Annotated in this window: 10 protein-coding genes; 4 read left to right on the forward strand and 6 right to left on the reverse strand. The window is 44.6% G+C overall.

The annotated features are described in order from the left end of the window. The 3 genes from LU351_RS19550 to LU351_RS19560 all read right to left on the reverse strand — a co-directional run. Positions 1-580: transposase (locus tag LU351_RS19550; protein WP_232592392.1), on the reverse strand; the 580-nt coding region annotated here is incomplete at its 3' end. Between the two features lie 634 nt (positions 581-1,214). After that, complete coding sequence (locus LU351_RS19555) at positions 1,215-2,975, reverse strand: HAD family acid phosphatase (RefSeq protein WP_232595781.1); 1,761 nt, start codon at positions 2,973-2,975, stop codon at positions 1,215-1,217. Positions 2,976-3,223: 248 nt separating this feature from the next. Then, the gene (locus LU351_RS19560) at positions 3,224-5,710 is read right to left on the reverse strand and encodes a TonB-dependent receptor plug domain-containing protein (RefSeq protein ID WP_232595782.1); all 2,487 of its coding nucleotides are present in this window, start codon (positions 5,708-5,710) and stop codon (positions 3,224-3,226) included. 957 nt (positions 5,711-6,667) lie between these two features. On the opposite strand from LU351_RS19560, the gene LU351_RS19565 reads away from it, so the two are divergent. Then, positions 6,668-7,051, forward strand: a complete 384-nt coding sequence (locus LU351_RS19565) for a hypothetical protein (RefSeq protein ID WP_232595783.1) — start codon at positions 6,668-6,670, stop codon at positions 7,049-7,051. A 102-nt stretch (positions 7,052-7,153) separates the two neighbouring features. On the opposite strand, the gene LU351_RS19570 is transcribed toward LU351_RS19565, so the two are convergent. From LU351_RS19570 to tal, 3 genes are all read right to left on the reverse strand, one after another. Continuing rightward, positions 7,154-8,554: a sugar porter family MFS transporter gene (locus LU351_RS19570; RefSeq protein WP_232595784.1), complete on the reverse strand. Its 1,401-nt coding sequence runs from the start codon at positions 8,552-8,554 to the stop codon at positions 7,154-7,156. 38 nt (positions 8,555-8,592) lie between these two features. Next, positions 8,593-9,834, reverse strand: a complete 1,242-nt coding sequence (locus LU351_RS19575; RefSeq protein WP_232595785.1) for a glycosyl hydrolase — start codon at positions 9,832-9,834, stop codon at positions 8,593-8,595. 273 nt (positions 9,835-10,107) lie between these two features. After that, entirely contained in the window at positions 10,108-11,055 is a 948-nt protein-coding gene (tal, locus tag LU351_RS19580) for a transaldolase (RefSeq protein WP_232595786.1), read from the reverse strand. A 408-nt stretch (positions 11,056-11,463) separates the two neighbouring features. Here tal and xylB point away from each other — a divergent pair, with 408 nt between their 5' ends. From xylB to LU351_RS19595, 3 genes are all read left to right on the forward strand, one after another. Further along, positions 11,464-12,972 (forward strand): xylulokinase, encoded by a 1,509-nt coding sequence (xylB, locus tag LU351_RS19585; RefSeq protein WP_232595787.1) that lies wholly within the window; start codon positions 11,464-11,466, stop codon positions 12,970-12,972. A gap of 22 nt (positions 12,973-12,994) precedes the next feature. Next, positions 12,995-14,338, forward strand: a complete 1,344-nt coding sequence (gene xylA / locus LU351_RS19590; RefSeq protein ID WP_232595788.1) for a xylose isomerase — start codon at positions 12,995-12,997, stop codon at positions 14,336-14,338. Between the two features lie 425 nt (positions 14,339-14,763). Then, positions 14,764-15,338: hypothetical protein (locus tag LU351_RS19595; RefSeq protein WP_232595789.1), on the forward strand; the 575-nt coding region annotated here is incomplete at its 3' end.

Genomic DNA, 15,338 nt, shown 5'->3' on the forward strand with positions numbered 1-15,338 from the left:
TCTCTTGGTTCTTCTTCGCCCAGCGGGCATCCGTATCTTTTTGAGCGCCAACGTTCGGATTCTTTTCAAAACGATCAGGCGTTTCACCGCGTTTTATCTGTTTGTTTTCTTCCTTTTTATTGCGCTGCCTGGGAACATCGACAAAACTCGCATCCACTATTTGACCTTTTCTTGCTTGAAAACCGTGTTCCTCTAATTGAACATCAAAAGTAAAAAACAAACGCTTCATTAAACCAGCTTTGACTAGGTTTTCTCTAAACAGCCACACTGTCTTGGCATCAGGCACCTTGTCCGATGGAGTCAGACCTAAAAACCGGCAAAACGAATAGCGGTCCCGTATTTGGTACTCTATCTGATCATCGGATACATTGTATAAGTGCTGAAGTACGAGTACTTTGAACATCAGTAGCTCGTCATAGGCTTTACGACCCGCATTGCTTTTTCGGTTTGACTTTCGTATTTCCTTTAAGGTCGGACGAAAGGCTTCCCAAAATATCAGTTTGTTGAGATGAACTAATGGATCTTTTTCATCTAACTTGCGATACCTGTCATCTAAATCAAAAAAGCCGGGCTGAGACATAGAAGGAAACTCTTGAAATTTTTGAACAGTGAGATTATATCAAAGTTGGGCTATTTTTAGAGGTGCCCAGGAGTTATTTTATAAACAAAAGATCTAGATATTTCACTTGACCAGAGTAACTTCTACTTAGAAGACTTTGCTTACCGAGATTTTGAGTCGACAATAATGCGCACATGACCAACCGGTCTAATTTTTTGCGAAATATTTTCTGTCAGCTCTTAGCGGAAAGCACTAATGGGCTATATAAAGCAGAAGTCATTCACAATGGATGGTCTTGGAAAAGCCAGAAGAGATAGAAAAGAAAGAATATCGTTTAGGAGAATCTGAAAAACCAGTGCCATTTTCAGAAACCAATTTTACAAGAATTTTGTCAAATTCCTTTTCGAAAAAATTTACAATAGCACTAAGCGTTTAAAAAAATCTGAAAAATTGAAGAGTTGAAGAGTTGAAGAGTTGAAGAGTTGAAGAGTTGAAGAGTTGAATAAAGAGCTATAATCGCTACCAAAATGGAAAACAAGTTTAAAAAAAGAAATAAACCCAAAATTAACCTAACAGACATCCACTAAAAAACCGGACGCCTGTCAGACTAGGTTGAAACGACTACCGTTGAGCGTACAGACCTAAATTACTATATTTAATGGGCCCAAGATCCATACATGGCATTAGGCAATAACAAAAAAGAAGAACCTTGCAATTTACTCAGTGCGTTTGCATCTGAACTTTTCTGAAGTAACTGCGTAAAATCTTGAATATTATCACCCACTTCATACGCGACGGAGTAAGTTTGGCCCCATACCGTTTTTAATGATGGATCGGTTTTCCAGCAGTCTTTCGCTTTACCACTGGCCACTTCCACTCGACGCAAATCTTTGTCATTCACAATACCCGGCTGGCCAATGGCATTTTTATCCTCACCAATACGACCTAGTATGCAAATGTTTTCACGAGACATGGGATACCCTAATTTTTCCATATTACGCCATGTGTGTTTGTCCATCTCTCGGTTACGATTCGTAATTAACGCAATTTTTCCTCCAGCGTCTAAAACCGAATTAATAAAGGCTTTCGAACCCGGTACTTCGCCCGCCGCCTCTTTAGACACCCACTCATTCCAACTGTCTTTACTGAACCCTTCTGCCAATAAATCTCTGGATTTATTGTAATCACTGTTATCCAAAATAGTCTCATCCACATCCATATAAACAACCCAACGTCCACTTAGCTGTTTAAATAACGGTACTTTTGTTGCAACCGCATCCAAATACAGTTTTTCGGTTAATACTTTGTATTCCACCGCTTTTTGCGTCCACGTCACGGCTGTACTCACATGCCCCGTTGTTGCCGCTTTTGCCGTCATCGCCCCCGCCTTCATACGAGACATTGGATTTTTGGCAATGTCTGCAGTAATCGGACAATGGTCGCTTAACATGTCTTCTACCGTCATGGGTTGCCCCTTCTTGCCGGGGAAAGCGTGCACCTTGGTGCTGCCAGGAAGATAACCATAGGCGGCACTGGAACCCAACAAGATATGATCTATTGGCTCAGGATAACGAGGGTGGCAACCCGACACGCCCGCCATTGCATTGATGATGGGTGAAGATACCGTTTGATTGTTCTCCAAATCCATTTGCGAAAATTCACGCCACGCACGATTCTCTGTTCCGGCTAAACGGTGATTAAAATCCCCCAACATAACGAACGGCGTACCGTCTTCAAAATGAGATTCCATCCACTCATCAACCAAGGGTACTTGTTGACTAAATAACGTACAGGCTTCACGGTCGCTGTCGGTGTAATCACTAACAAAACAACCGCTTTTTAAATGAACCGCCATTAACTCTGTGGCAGGGATGGTATCGGTCAACTTCACCACTACGCCATATCGTAAACCTTTATTACCGACAGTAATTTCTTCAAAATTATCGTCGGGGTCGTAGTCATAACCCACCCCTTTTCGAATCGCCAGCGCCACACGCTGTGTGGTGGATTTTTGTCCGGCTTCACGACAATCGTACGGTTCGGTATCGGGACGAGGGGAAATAATCACATCCCACTCTTTTTTCGGGAAAACACGCTCAACGGCTTTCTTAGACTCCACTTCCTGTAGGGCAACCACATCCGCCTTCAGTGTTGCCGCGAACGTTTGCAATTGCTGATAATCAGCGTCATCCCTTGCCCGACAACCCTGGCCATTTTTTTCAGCCAAGTGCTCAATGTTCCAAGTAGCCACTCTGATTTTCTCAACACTTACCTTACTCGCCTCTTCTGCCTGGCCACTGAGAGCAGGGTTTGCACTGGCATTTAAGGTCACAGTACCCCATAAGCCCACCCCCACCAAACTGCCTTTTACGATTGCTTGAAGTGTCTTGGAAAGTTGTTTTTTTATACGATTCACTGTATCGACCTCGTGACATTCTCTAATGATTCCAAAAATAGGAAAGAAAACCAGAAAATAGTCGATCACCGCACACTTTACCAGCCTCAGTCTCCGCACAAAGGTCTTTCTTGAACAAATTGCCGTCTTTTCGCTCACTCACACTTTTTGATCCACAAAATAAAAAACGGGGGCAAAGCCCCCGTTTTTTATTTACCGCGATACTTTAGTCTTCCGAAACCAAAGTCACGCTCGATTAAAAAAGTACATTAAAAATCATAGGTCAAGCGCAAGTACATAAAGCGCCCAAAGAATCCACCCGGTGCAAACTGGCTGTATTGATTACCGAAGTTTGTGGCATTAGGGCTTTCATCTGGGTACTCATCAAACACATTATCGATACCAAAAATGGTGGTCAGCCCATTTTCAAAGGAATACGCACCTTCAAAATCAACCATTCCGTAACCATCGAAGGTCAAACCTTCTTCTGAGTCAAACCAGTCGTCGTAATAGCTGTATCGTAAAGACGCACGAATACTTTCTGTCATATGACTGACACCGATATTCCAACGCGTCTCGGGCAACCCTTCTTCTAGCTCTCGTATGCGACCCGCACTAATAATTTCTGGAGTGAAGTCGTCCACTTCGGTTTCGGTTTGGTTAAACGCAAAACTGAAATCGGTGGCGCCTAAATCACTCTCCAGTGAATAAGTGGCAACAATATCTACACCAGAAGTTGTGGTATCAAAGTCGTTGGCGAAGAATCGAAACGCCTGCAAGTCGCCTGCAAAGGTCACTCCGGAAGCGATTAAATCTGCACGCTCTTGATCAGTTAGATTAAAGTCTTGAGAAAGCGCAATTCGATCTTTCACTTTAATGTCAAAGAAGTCGACGGTCACACTCAAATTATCAAAGGTGAAAATGGCACCCAATGTGGCATTTTCCGACTCTTCTGGCTGAAGCGTTTCACCCCCGACAAAAACCGCAACCGGATTTGTAGAAGGGATAGCACCCCGATTTTCCAACTGTCCAGTTTCTGAATTAATTTCTGTAGAGACATTAAATGCGTTGGACTGACCGGGTGTTGGCGCACGGAAACCTGTGCTGTAGGACGCTCGCAATGCAAAAACATCATTGACTTGCCAATGGGTTGCCAACTTAAAGTTCGATGTAGAACCAAAATCATCAAAGTCTTCCCAGCGGAAGGCACCATTAATCATCCAGTTTTCTAGAACATCCACCTCTAAATCAACGTAGGCCGCAATATTTTTACGACTCCAGTCTCCCGCCGCAATTGGCCCAAAACCAGGGAATCCATTCGAACCCGAAGAGAAATCCTGAAGAGCGTAAGGCCCAATTTCATAGGACTCTTCATCTCCTGCCGTCACTTCAAACGTTTCATCACGCCACTCGAAACCACCCGCAATATTCAAATCCGACGCCAAACCCACATCAACCGGGTACGCCAAATCAATATTAAAATTGGTTTCAGTTTGTGTGTAATCACCTGGGTCAAAATCCGTCGGCGTATCTGGCCCAAGGGAAGCGTTTACTGTATTAGAGATAAAAAAGTCGGCATCGTTCATGCCTACACTGGCACTCACGTCGTAATACAAGTCATTGGATAATGTTCCTTTTACCCCTGCTACTAGAGAAGCATCAATAACATTTCCACCAAAGCTTGGAGTAAATCCACCAGGGAACATTTCTTGGAAAGTAAAACAATCTGGATCAGTCAATGCCGCTTGCACATCGATACCGCAGTTCCCTGTCCCATCATCAGTCAGGTCCGCAATAAGTGGATTTTCGCCATCAAAAAACACGCCTGTACGAGTTTCGGGATTACGAAAATAAAAGCCGCCTTCCACTTCTTTTCTAGCATAGTTACCAAAGGAATAAAATTGCTGGTCGGTGTCGAGATCAACCCCCATATTAAAGAAGGTTTTCACTTCATCACGAACTTCAGGAGCGCCCCAAACTTGCGCCGGGTTTGCAACCGCTGTATTGCCGGCATCAATTAACGCTTGCGCATCACTTCGCTGAACACTTCGGCTAGTTGCAGCCGCTTCACTGAATTCAGCACTGACATTAAAAAAGCCATTTGCCGTAAACGGCAAACCAATGTTGGCCGCTACAGAGTGACGGTCTTCACTGGAATCTTCAGAATATTGGCCGTATTTGGCTTCGAAACTGCCGCCCTCGCTGGCGTCTTTTAAAATAAAGTTTAATACCCCTGCAATAGCATCGGAACCATATTGTGCAGAAGCGCCATCACGCAATACTTCCACCTGACGTAAAGCAATGGAAGGAATAACAGAAATATCAGGCCCTTGAGCACCGTCTGATACCCCATTACCTTGCCAAGAAATCACCGCCGCACGGTGACGACGTTTGTTATTGACTAAGACCAATGTGTGGTCTGGCGCCAGACCTCGTAAATTAGCCGGACGAGAAATAGTTGCCGCATCACTGATGGGCTGAGCATTGACATTAAATGAAGGCACAGAATTACGTATCAACGACGTCATATCACTGCCGCCCTGATTACGAAACTCTTCGCCACCAATCACATCAATCGGTGCAGCGGAATCAAATACCGACCTTGGCTCTCGGCGAGAGCCCGTAACGACCACCTCTTCTAGGGCTGTATCTTGTTGCGCAAAAGTGGGGGTAGAGAAAAATCCCCCCGCCGCTGAAATTGCCGTTACCAATGCTAAAGGTCTTGATATGAAAGGTTTTGAAGCTAATGACTTCATCTGACGACTCCTCCTAATTAATTATATTTTTATAAAATATTGAAAATGAATGACACCCTTAAATACATTACCGTAACAGATAGAGACATAACATAAAGCTTTAATGCCAAAACGCTCATTACCGAAAGTCAGTAAAAAACTTCCCCACCCTGCCACCCCTGTAAAAGCTATCCTTACAATAACTATAAAAAGCAACAATCACTAAAACATCACAGAAATAAAGAACAAAAATAGTAAAATCTTGAGAAAACAATTAGCGTTACTCTCAGCAATTTTTAAACCAACAATACAAACTCCCTCTTATAAAAAATCATAAACCTGCCAAAACATCACTACAATGACGCTAAAATCATTAATGCGCCATTAGACCTTTAGCCTAACCCACAAGTAAAATGTGCCAACCACACCAAATCAAACAAACCAAAATGGCGCACCTCTTAAAAAAAAGAATTCATGAAATCACTTTAAGCAACAAAACAGAAAGCCACTAAAGGACCACTTTTATTCAAAAATGGCGCCTAAAGTCGCCCGCAAAAAAAATAAAAAAATCAGGCCAACATAAAAAATACCGAAAAGAAATAAAAACAGTGTCACTTTAAAATAAAAAAAAGCAAAATAAATGAGCGCACCATAATTTACCACCCAAAACTCACAGAGCACCACAGAAGAACAAAATTAAACACTCAATCTCTATGTATTGCCCTTGCACCTCTTTTCAAGCATTGTCATTTTATCGAAGCGATTTCGACCTATACTCTAGTTTTTAATGGTTCTTTGTGTGCTATTTTTCATAGAACACAGGCCCTTTGTACTTTTGCCAACCTTGATCCATAAATATTGTAAGGTATTACAAAATACCAAAAGACCATATTCACACCGTTACCAAGAACCATCTATCACTCTTAAAAATCCTTATTTTGATCAAATCAGAATCAATAACGCTCGGAGAATGCCCACATGTTTATGATGATGGATAAAACACTATTGGAACTGTACACAGCTCCCATGAAGGCCATGTTCAAAACGCAGTATTATTGGATAGACGCGATGACACTAGGGATGCTGAGAGAAATGGAAGAAGAAGTAGAACATTCTTTAGTAGAAGCTTCCGCCATCACTAAGAAAATGATCAACAATATCGAAGCCTCGGACGACCTATATTTAAGCCCGCAAGAAAGAATGATGAAGGCGGAAGATCATATCGATCTTGCGCGAGAAGAAATTGATAAAACACTGAAAAGCATGCTCGAAACCTTAGTTATGCTCCCGTTTACACGAGGTGAGGCACGCCCTGCTCGCAAACGCTTTCCCGTAACGATAGAGGGTCAGCCCATCAATTAAGTTGACATTCTCTTACATGAGAAAACAATAAAGCACGCATAAAAAAACGGCGTTTTTGAACGCCGTTTTTATTCGAACAAACATTAACTCATGGCCTACTCGTTAACCATACATTTCTTCCAGCGTCATTCCTCGAGTTTCATGTATGAGCTTGAACACAAAAAACACGGAAATCGCTGCAAAAACTGCGTAAATCGTATAGGCGCCCGCCAGACCAATACCGGTCAAGAAAATTGGGAAGGTCCAAGTAATCAAGAAGTTTGACCCCCACTGAAAGCCCCCACTGACAGCAAGCCCTGAACCACGAATCTGATTGGGAAACATCTCTCCCAACATTACCCACATTACAGGCCCCCAAGAAGCATTGAAAAACACTACATAAGCATTGGCAGCAATTAATGCAACAGTGCCAACGGAATCACCCAGTACAAGCTCACCGTTCGAATCAAAACTGCCTGAGGCAAAGCACAAGGCCATAATGAATAACGTAAAAGCCATGCCCATCGAACCAATCCACAAAAGGGGCTTACGACCAATTCGGTCCACTAGCATTAAGGCTACGACTACAGCTCCAATACTCAAGACACCTGATATCACATTAATCAGTAACGCATCGTTTTCAGAAAAGCCCACCGATTGCCACAACACAGCGCCATAATAAAAGACCACGTTAATACCAACCAACTGCTGAAACGTGGCTAACCCGATACCAACCCACACAATCGTGCGTACTTTCCCTGTAGACTTATCAATTAAATCTCGAAGGGAAGGTTTATCTTCAGACAGAGATTGTTGAATGTCGCTGACCACTTTCTGTGCCTGAGCAAAGCCATTCACTTTTGACAAAATATCTAATGCTTTCTTTTCTTGATGATTCAGCACAAGGTAACGAGGGCTTTCTGGAATAAAAAACAGCATAATAAAAAAGAGACCTGCCGGAATAATCTCTACCCAAAACATCCAGCGCCAGGCTTCAAAGCCCATCCAAAATTCTGCCGTAGACTCACCTGCCACCGCCGCCAATACATAATTACTAAAAAAAGCCGCAGACAACCCACAGATAATTGCAATTTGTTGTACCGTTGCCAAACGCCCACGATAAGCCGCAGGTGCAATTTCTGAAATATACGCTGGAGACATCACACTAGCAGCCCCTACTGCAAGGCCACCCAATAAACGATAAATGACAAATTCGCCCGAGCCTGTAGCAACACCGGACCCCCAAGCACTGACTAAAAATAAAACCGCCGATACCATCAACATGGTTCGACGACCAAATTTATCTGCCAACCATCCTGCTCCGGCAGCTCCCACCATGCACCCCAATAACATGGACGCCACATTCCAGCCCGTTCCAGCGCTGCTGGAGTTAAATGCCGTTTGCAACCCATCAACAGTGCCATTAATCACACCACTGTCAAATCCAAACAGAAAGCCACCCAAGGTCGCAACACAACTGACTAGGATGACAAACCCCAAATTCAATTCGCTACTTTTTTCCACAATCTACGCCCCTACTGATTGATAGTGCATTATTATGATTAATTCGTTAATTGCTCAGCATCTTTCGCGTGTAACCAAATGTCATGGTTCAACTCTTCCAGATATAACGTTTTCACTACATCATCTTCTTGAATTCGCGCGTCTTCCCAATCGTGCCATTCGAACCCTAATGCATCCGACCAATACGCCCAGTCCCAATTAATGTAGCTAATGGCTTTAATTTCCGGACGGTCACGAACCATTTCAAAAAATGGTTTATACCAGCGAACCCAACTCATCCAATTTTTATGGACACCCACATAACGCGGAGTGGCCTCGCCAATCATCACCGGTTTTTGATGTTGTGCTGCCAAATCGTAGAATTCATTTAACCATGGATGTGGTAATTCTTCAGGAGAGAAAATATCAACACCCCACCAGTCAACGTATTCATCACCAGGGTAATAGGTCATTAATTCTGAAAAAGAAATAAACCCTGCCGATCCTCCCGCTGAACACCACACGGTGGCAATATCTTTAATCTCTCGCTCACGAATACGGTCAGTTATGATTTGAAAAGCCTCCACAAAGCCTTCCGGTGAATAATTATTCCATTCCCCTTCAAACTCGTACCCAATACGCACATACGCAGGCACACCAAATGCCTCCAGTGCATCAATAAAATGGGTTATGGCTTCATCAAACGTCCCTTCTTTAACTTTTTTCGCACTGCCACTGCCATCGTCTAACCCTTCGGTCATGTTAAGGCCAATTTGCAACACCGTTTTCTGCCCCTGAGCCTCAAGGTTTTTTAAGGCCGACATCGTTCTCTTACGCCACTCATCCACATACTCAGGGCCAGCTGTAATGGTGATGTAAGTCATGTGCATCATTGGGCGCTGATCAGCGGGGAATAGATTCGAATAGTCAACATAGCCTTGGGTATCTTGCCCGGCGCCATGAATTACCCCTGTTTTAGGTTCGAGCTTGGCCCCAAAATAATGTCGAGGTTGGTAATCTTGATCATAAATGACAAAACGTTCCGGCATCTTCGCTGTTCGAGCTAACGCCAAAGCCGCATTCGAAACATATTGAGCTTGTTTCTTGCCAACAGAATCTTTAGCGCTCTTGGCCAACAACATATTATTTTTAGACTCATTATGTTTAGACACAGGCTCAATTGCGCATGAGGTAAGAAACATCATACTCAATATCATGACAATGGAGATTGACTTACGAGAATACGCATTCTTACATCCTCTCACAAAAAACATTTTTGGAGATTCTTTTAAGGTGACCATAACACCCCCCTCTATATTTATATTTATTATTACTATTTACGTTGTTCATCCCTATAAAGGGCAGTATGCCATGCTTCTAGAAACAACGTCACGCGAACAGTCAATTGCCGATGATTGAAACGCACATATAAAACTGGCAAGCCAACAGGTAGAATGTTTTGAATCACTTTATAAAAAAAAATAGGCCCGCAAAAAAGCAAAAAGGCCCGATGAAATAATTCACCGAGCCTATTTAACGCTCAATATTCAAAAATTGTTACGTTTAACAATCACTTAAGACCAATTGGCCAATAAGTTTTCTAATGCTTGTTGATCTTGCGCAAACTTACGAATTCCCTCGGCCAGTTTTTCCGTTGCCATCGCATCTTCATTATGCATCCAGCGGAATGTGGCTTCATCCAAGCTTAACTTTTCAACCGTTTCAAATTGATCCGCTTTTAACTTCAATGGTAACTCTGAGTCATCGTTGGCCAACTCTTCTAGCAAAGAAGGGCTGATGGTCAAACGATCACACCCAGCCAATTCAGCAATTTGACCGGTATTTCGGAAACTGGCGCCCATGACTACCGTCTTGTAACCGTGCTGTTTGTAGTATTCATAAATGGCTTTTACCGACAACACACCACGATCATCAGCGTGGGTTTCTGGCACCTCACCCTTCCCTTTATACCAATCGTAAATTCGACCTACAAAAGGAGAAATCAAAAATACACCCGCTTCGGCACACGCTACGGCTTGGGCAAAACTGAATAAAAGTGTCAGATTGCAATTAATGCCTTCTTTTTCAAGCATTTCTGCTGCCTTAATGCCTTCCCATGTGGCAGCCATTTTAATCAACACCCGATCACGGCTAACACCTTGCGCTTCATAGCCGTCAATCAGTTGCTTGGCCTTATCGATAGTTGCTTGAGTATTAAACGATAGGCGCGCATCCACTTCCGTAGAAATCCGACCAGGAATCACCTCCAGAATTTGACAACCAATCATCACTGCCAGATGGTCGACCACCGCCCCCATACCTTGGGCCGTCAGGGATTCATTCGCCAACGCAGACTCAATCAAAGGACGATACATCGGCAACTTAGCGGCAGCCAAGATAAGAGAGGGGTTAGTGGTGGCATCGGTTGGCGTGTATTGGCGTATTGCCTCCATGTCTCCGGTATCTGCAACCACCTCTGTAACGGCTCTTAACTGCTCTAATCGGCTTAATTTTTCACTCATAAAGACCTTCCCGGTAATATTCATCGCTGTTGTTAATTTGTACAAAACAGGGTTGGCAAACCTGCGTATTTGGAGAAAAATAGGTTGCCAATTAATCTCAAAGTCGCTACCTTACACAAAAAATGTAATCGTTTACATTTAATTTTTCATATCAGAAAACGACTCGAGATAAACATAAGATAAAGTACACAATAAAGAGTAATGTAACGCTGTTTATGGATATGAAATGGAATCACTTTTTCGAAGCTCATACTGAGCAAAAGTGCCACAAATATCACAAGTTGAGCAATAAAGTAGCGAATCTACATTAAAGTTGCTGTAATCGTTTATAAAAGGATTGAAGCAAAGTCACTCGACCCAAGCTTTATTGCAACGTACTATTAACAACACAACAATAAAAGAAATCACATGTCTCAAAGCAATTCTACCCCACTTTACCTGGGCATTGATCTGGGTACACAAAGCTTAAAGGCGGTTTTGTTCGACCCAACGAAAAGTGCCGTTGTTGCCAGCGAGTCTTCGAAACTGGACGTGGACCGTGATGACGAAGGTAAGGCTGAACAAAACGCCAGCGATTGGCTTCAAGCCTTTGAAAATGCCGTTACCGCCTTACCCAGTGACTTACGCCAACAAATTGCAGCGGTAGGCGTGTCTGGTCAACAGCATGGCTTCGTTCCGGTTGATGCCAACGGCGAGGTATTAACACCCGTCAAACTGTGGTGTGATACCGCGACTCAGAAAGAATGCGACGAACTCTATGACGCTGTTGGCGGCCCATCTGCCGCCATTGCGCATTCAGGCAATGCCATTGTTACAGGCTACACCGCACCTAAAGTACGCTGGTTAAAAAACAACAATCCGGATGCTTACGCCAAACTGGCTCATATCCTTCTGCCCCACGACTATTTGAATTTTGTCCTGACGGGTAAATACACCATGGAAATGGGCGATGCTTCGGGCACAGGTTTGCTGAACGTGCAAGATCGGTGTTGGAGTGCTGAGATGATCAGCGCCATCGATTCTGAGCGAGACTTACGTCACTGCTTACCGGATCTCATTGAAGCCCACGACATCGCCGGTGAAGTCACCGACAAATGTGCCCAATGGTTAGGCATTCCCGCTGGTATTCCTGTCAGCTGCGGCGGTGGTGACAACATGATGGCAGCCATTGGCACTGGTAATGTGAAAAGCGGCAGTGTGACCATGAGCTTAGGGACTTCCGGCACGGTGTTCGCCACCTCCGATACCCCGGTTATTGCCAAAGACGGCAGTATCGCTGCATTCTGCTCCTCTACCGGCGCTTGGCTACCCCTGCTGTGTACAATGAATTGTACGATCAGCACCGAAATCATGCGTGATCTGCTCAATGCCCCCTTGGACGAATTCGATGATTTAATCCATTCAGCCAAGCCAGGTTGTGACGGCGTATTGACCTTGCCCTTTTTCAACGGCGAGCGCACCCCTAACCTACCTAACGGCAAAGGTTGCGTATTGGGCCTGACCAGCACGAATACTACTCGCGGCAATCTGTTACGCTCTGCCGCTGAAGGCGCTACGTTCGCCTTACGTTACGGGTTGGAATCGCTTATCACCAACGGTTTAAAACCCACTCGAATCATCTTAACTGGCGGCGGCTCGGGCAGTGCACAGTGGCGTCAGATGGTGGCCGATATCTGTGGCTTACCAGTAGTTGTCTTAGAACAAGACGAAGGCGCCGCATTAGGCGCGGCACTTCAGGCGCTGTGGGTAACCAATACCGACGGCAGCCAAGCGGCTCTTGAAGAACTCTGCGAAGCGCATTTAGCTCTAGACGACTCTCGCAGTTGTCAGCCTAACGCTGACACCCAACAAGCGTATCAAGTAATCTACAAACGTTATCAACAAGCCGTATCGGTGATAGCGAATCTGTACGAATAACACAAACTTCGAAGGTGTGATTATGACTATTAAAAAATTTGTAAGCGACACGGAATATTTTCCGGGCATAGACCAAATTCCTTTCGAAGGCCCGGAATCTGACAATCCATTGGCCTTCAAAGCGTACGACGCAAACAAAAAAGTGGGCGACAAAACCATGGCAGAGCATCTACGTTTTGCTGCGTGTTACTGGCACACTTTCTGCGGTACAGGCGCCGATCCATTTGGCCCTGGCACTCGCAGCTACACCTGGGATGACGCCGATACCCCAATGGCCGCTGCTCACAAGAAAATCGATGCGGCATTCGAATTCTTCAGCAAGCTGGGTGTTCCTTACTACTGCTTCCACGATCGTGACATGGCACCAGAAGGTGCAAGCGTTGCAGAAAGCGAAGACAACCTGCAAACCTTAGTTGCTGCAGCTAAAGAGCGCCAAGACGCCACCGGCATTAAATTGTTGTGGGGCACGGCGAACATGTTCTCCAATCCACGCTACATGAATGGTGCATCGACCAACCCTAACTTTGACGTTGTTGCCCATGCCGGTGCCCAAGTGAAAGCCGCGTTGGATGCCACCGTTGCACTCGGTGGTGAGAACTACGTATTCTGGGGTGGCCGTGAAGGTTATGCCTACCTCTTCAACTCAGACACCAAGCGCGAGCTTGACCACATGGGCCGTTTCTTGACCATGGCGCGTGACTACGGTCGCTCCATTGGCTTTAAAGGTAAATTCTTAATTGAGCCTAAGCCTATGGAGCCGATGTACCACCAGTACGATGTAGACGCCCAAACCGTTGCAGGCTTCTTACGTCAACACGGCTTATTAGACGACTTCGCCTTGAACATCGAAGCCAACCACGCCACTTTGGCTGGCCATACCTTCGCTCACGAATTACAAATGTGTGCTGATGCAGGTCTTCTAGGCTCGATTGATGCCAACCGTGGTAACCCTCAAAACGGCTGGGATACCGATCAATTCCCAACCGACATGTACGACACCACTCAAGCGATGATGGTTGTTCTCAATGACGGCGGTTTCAAAACGGGCGGCTTGAACTTCGATGCAAAAATCCGTCGTGAGTCTACTGACTTATCAGACCTATTCATCAGCCACATCGGTGGTATGGATGCCTTTGCTCGCGGTTTGGAAATTGCTCACAACATCTTGACCAAATCACCAATCAACAAGATGAAAGCAGACCGCTACAGCTCATTCGACAATGGCAAAGGCGCTGAGTTTGAAGCAGGTAAATTAAACTTGGCTGACCTTCGCGATCACGCTCAAGCCAATGGCGAACCAGAGAAAATCAGCGGCAAGCAAGAGTTGGTTGAAAACATCATCAACGACTACATGTTTGCACGTTAATTTACACTTTATTGGGCACTCAACAATAGAGCGGCCCATGTAAGCACAAAAAAGCCACTTCAATATTGAAGTGGCTTTTTTATTCAAGCCTTCCGCTTCGATGATGACAAACCACGTAACAAGACCATTCTCAGGCGCGCCATTTTATAGATACATACTCTTTGTGTATGCTCGACTTGATGGGTGGGAAGAATTTATTCAAGGCAGGCCAAAGTGAGCCAATAAGCAAAATCACCATAAGCCCCATTTAAGATCAGTATATCCAGCGATCAAAGTTCAACCTCACCAAAGAAAATAGAAATAAGAATATTTGATCAATGCCGCAAAAATGGCACTGCTTTAACTATAGTTGACATACACAATCCTCTTTTTGTGAGTACACTACTCACGACGTACCAGCGGCATTTCATTAAGGACAACAAGGCATGGCCATTTTAGCCACCACCACAGACGGACAACGCTATCGATTAGAAATCGCTTGGCCAAATATGCCATCGCCCTCTTCCTTCCACTTCCGTTATTTTGAATGCATCGAATTCGTCAAAGCCTTACCGACTTCAGAATTACAGCGGATTTATGACGAATATTTCGGGTTACAGAAAGACATTTATAAACCGTTTTTTATGTCAGGCCGCACGCCCGATATAAAAGACGAAGCCAATCGTTACATAAGCGATCCTAAATACCCCACCCCGCCTAAATTTACCCAACTCCAAAAAGACATTTTTCTTGCGCTGGTGCACAACCGCTTAAGCATTAATGAAGCCCCGCTTTCTTTACAGGAATTGAGCAACGAAACAGCGCTATTGCGCCAAAAAATTCAATTGGCATTGCGCCAAATTATTGCCCAGGAACAAGCAGAAGCGGCGCAAATAGAAGCGGATTACCAACAACGTTCCGCGTTAGGTAAAGCCGGTGCTCATGTTCAATCGTTTGGCGAGACGCTGGGGGAGGCGGCTTGGGGCTTGGCCATCTGGGCAAAAGATATTGTTGAAATAGC

The organism is Marinibactrum halimedae, from assembly GCF_021234875.1.
Lineage (GTDB): Bacteria > Pseudomonadota > Gammaproteobacteria > Pseudomonadales > Cellvibrionaceae > Marinibactrum > Marinibactrum halimedae.

Coding starts and splice junctions, on each gene's coding strand:
- LU351_RS19560 (WP_232595782.1), bottom strand. CDS start 5,710: ATGAAGTCATTAGCTTCAAAACCTTTCATATCAAGACCTTTAGCATTG.
- LU351_RS19565 (WP_232595783.1), top strand. CDS start 6,668: ATGTTTATGATGATGGATAAAACACTATTGGAACTGTACACAGCTCCC.
- LU351_RS19575 (WP_232595785.1), bottom strand. CDS start 9,834: ATGGTCACCTTAAAAGAATCTCCAAAAATGTTTTTTGTGAGAGGATGT.
- tal (WP_232595786.1), bottom strand. CDS start 11,055: ATGAGTGAAAAATTAAGCCGATTAGAGCAGTTAAGAGCCGTTACAGAG.
- xylB (WP_232595787.1), top strand. CDS start 11,464: ATGTCTCAAAGCAATTCTACCCCACTTTACCTGGGCATTGATCTGGGT.
- xylA (WP_232595788.1), top strand. CDS start 12,995: ATGACTATTAAAAAATTTGTAAGCGACACGGAATATTTTCCGGGCATA.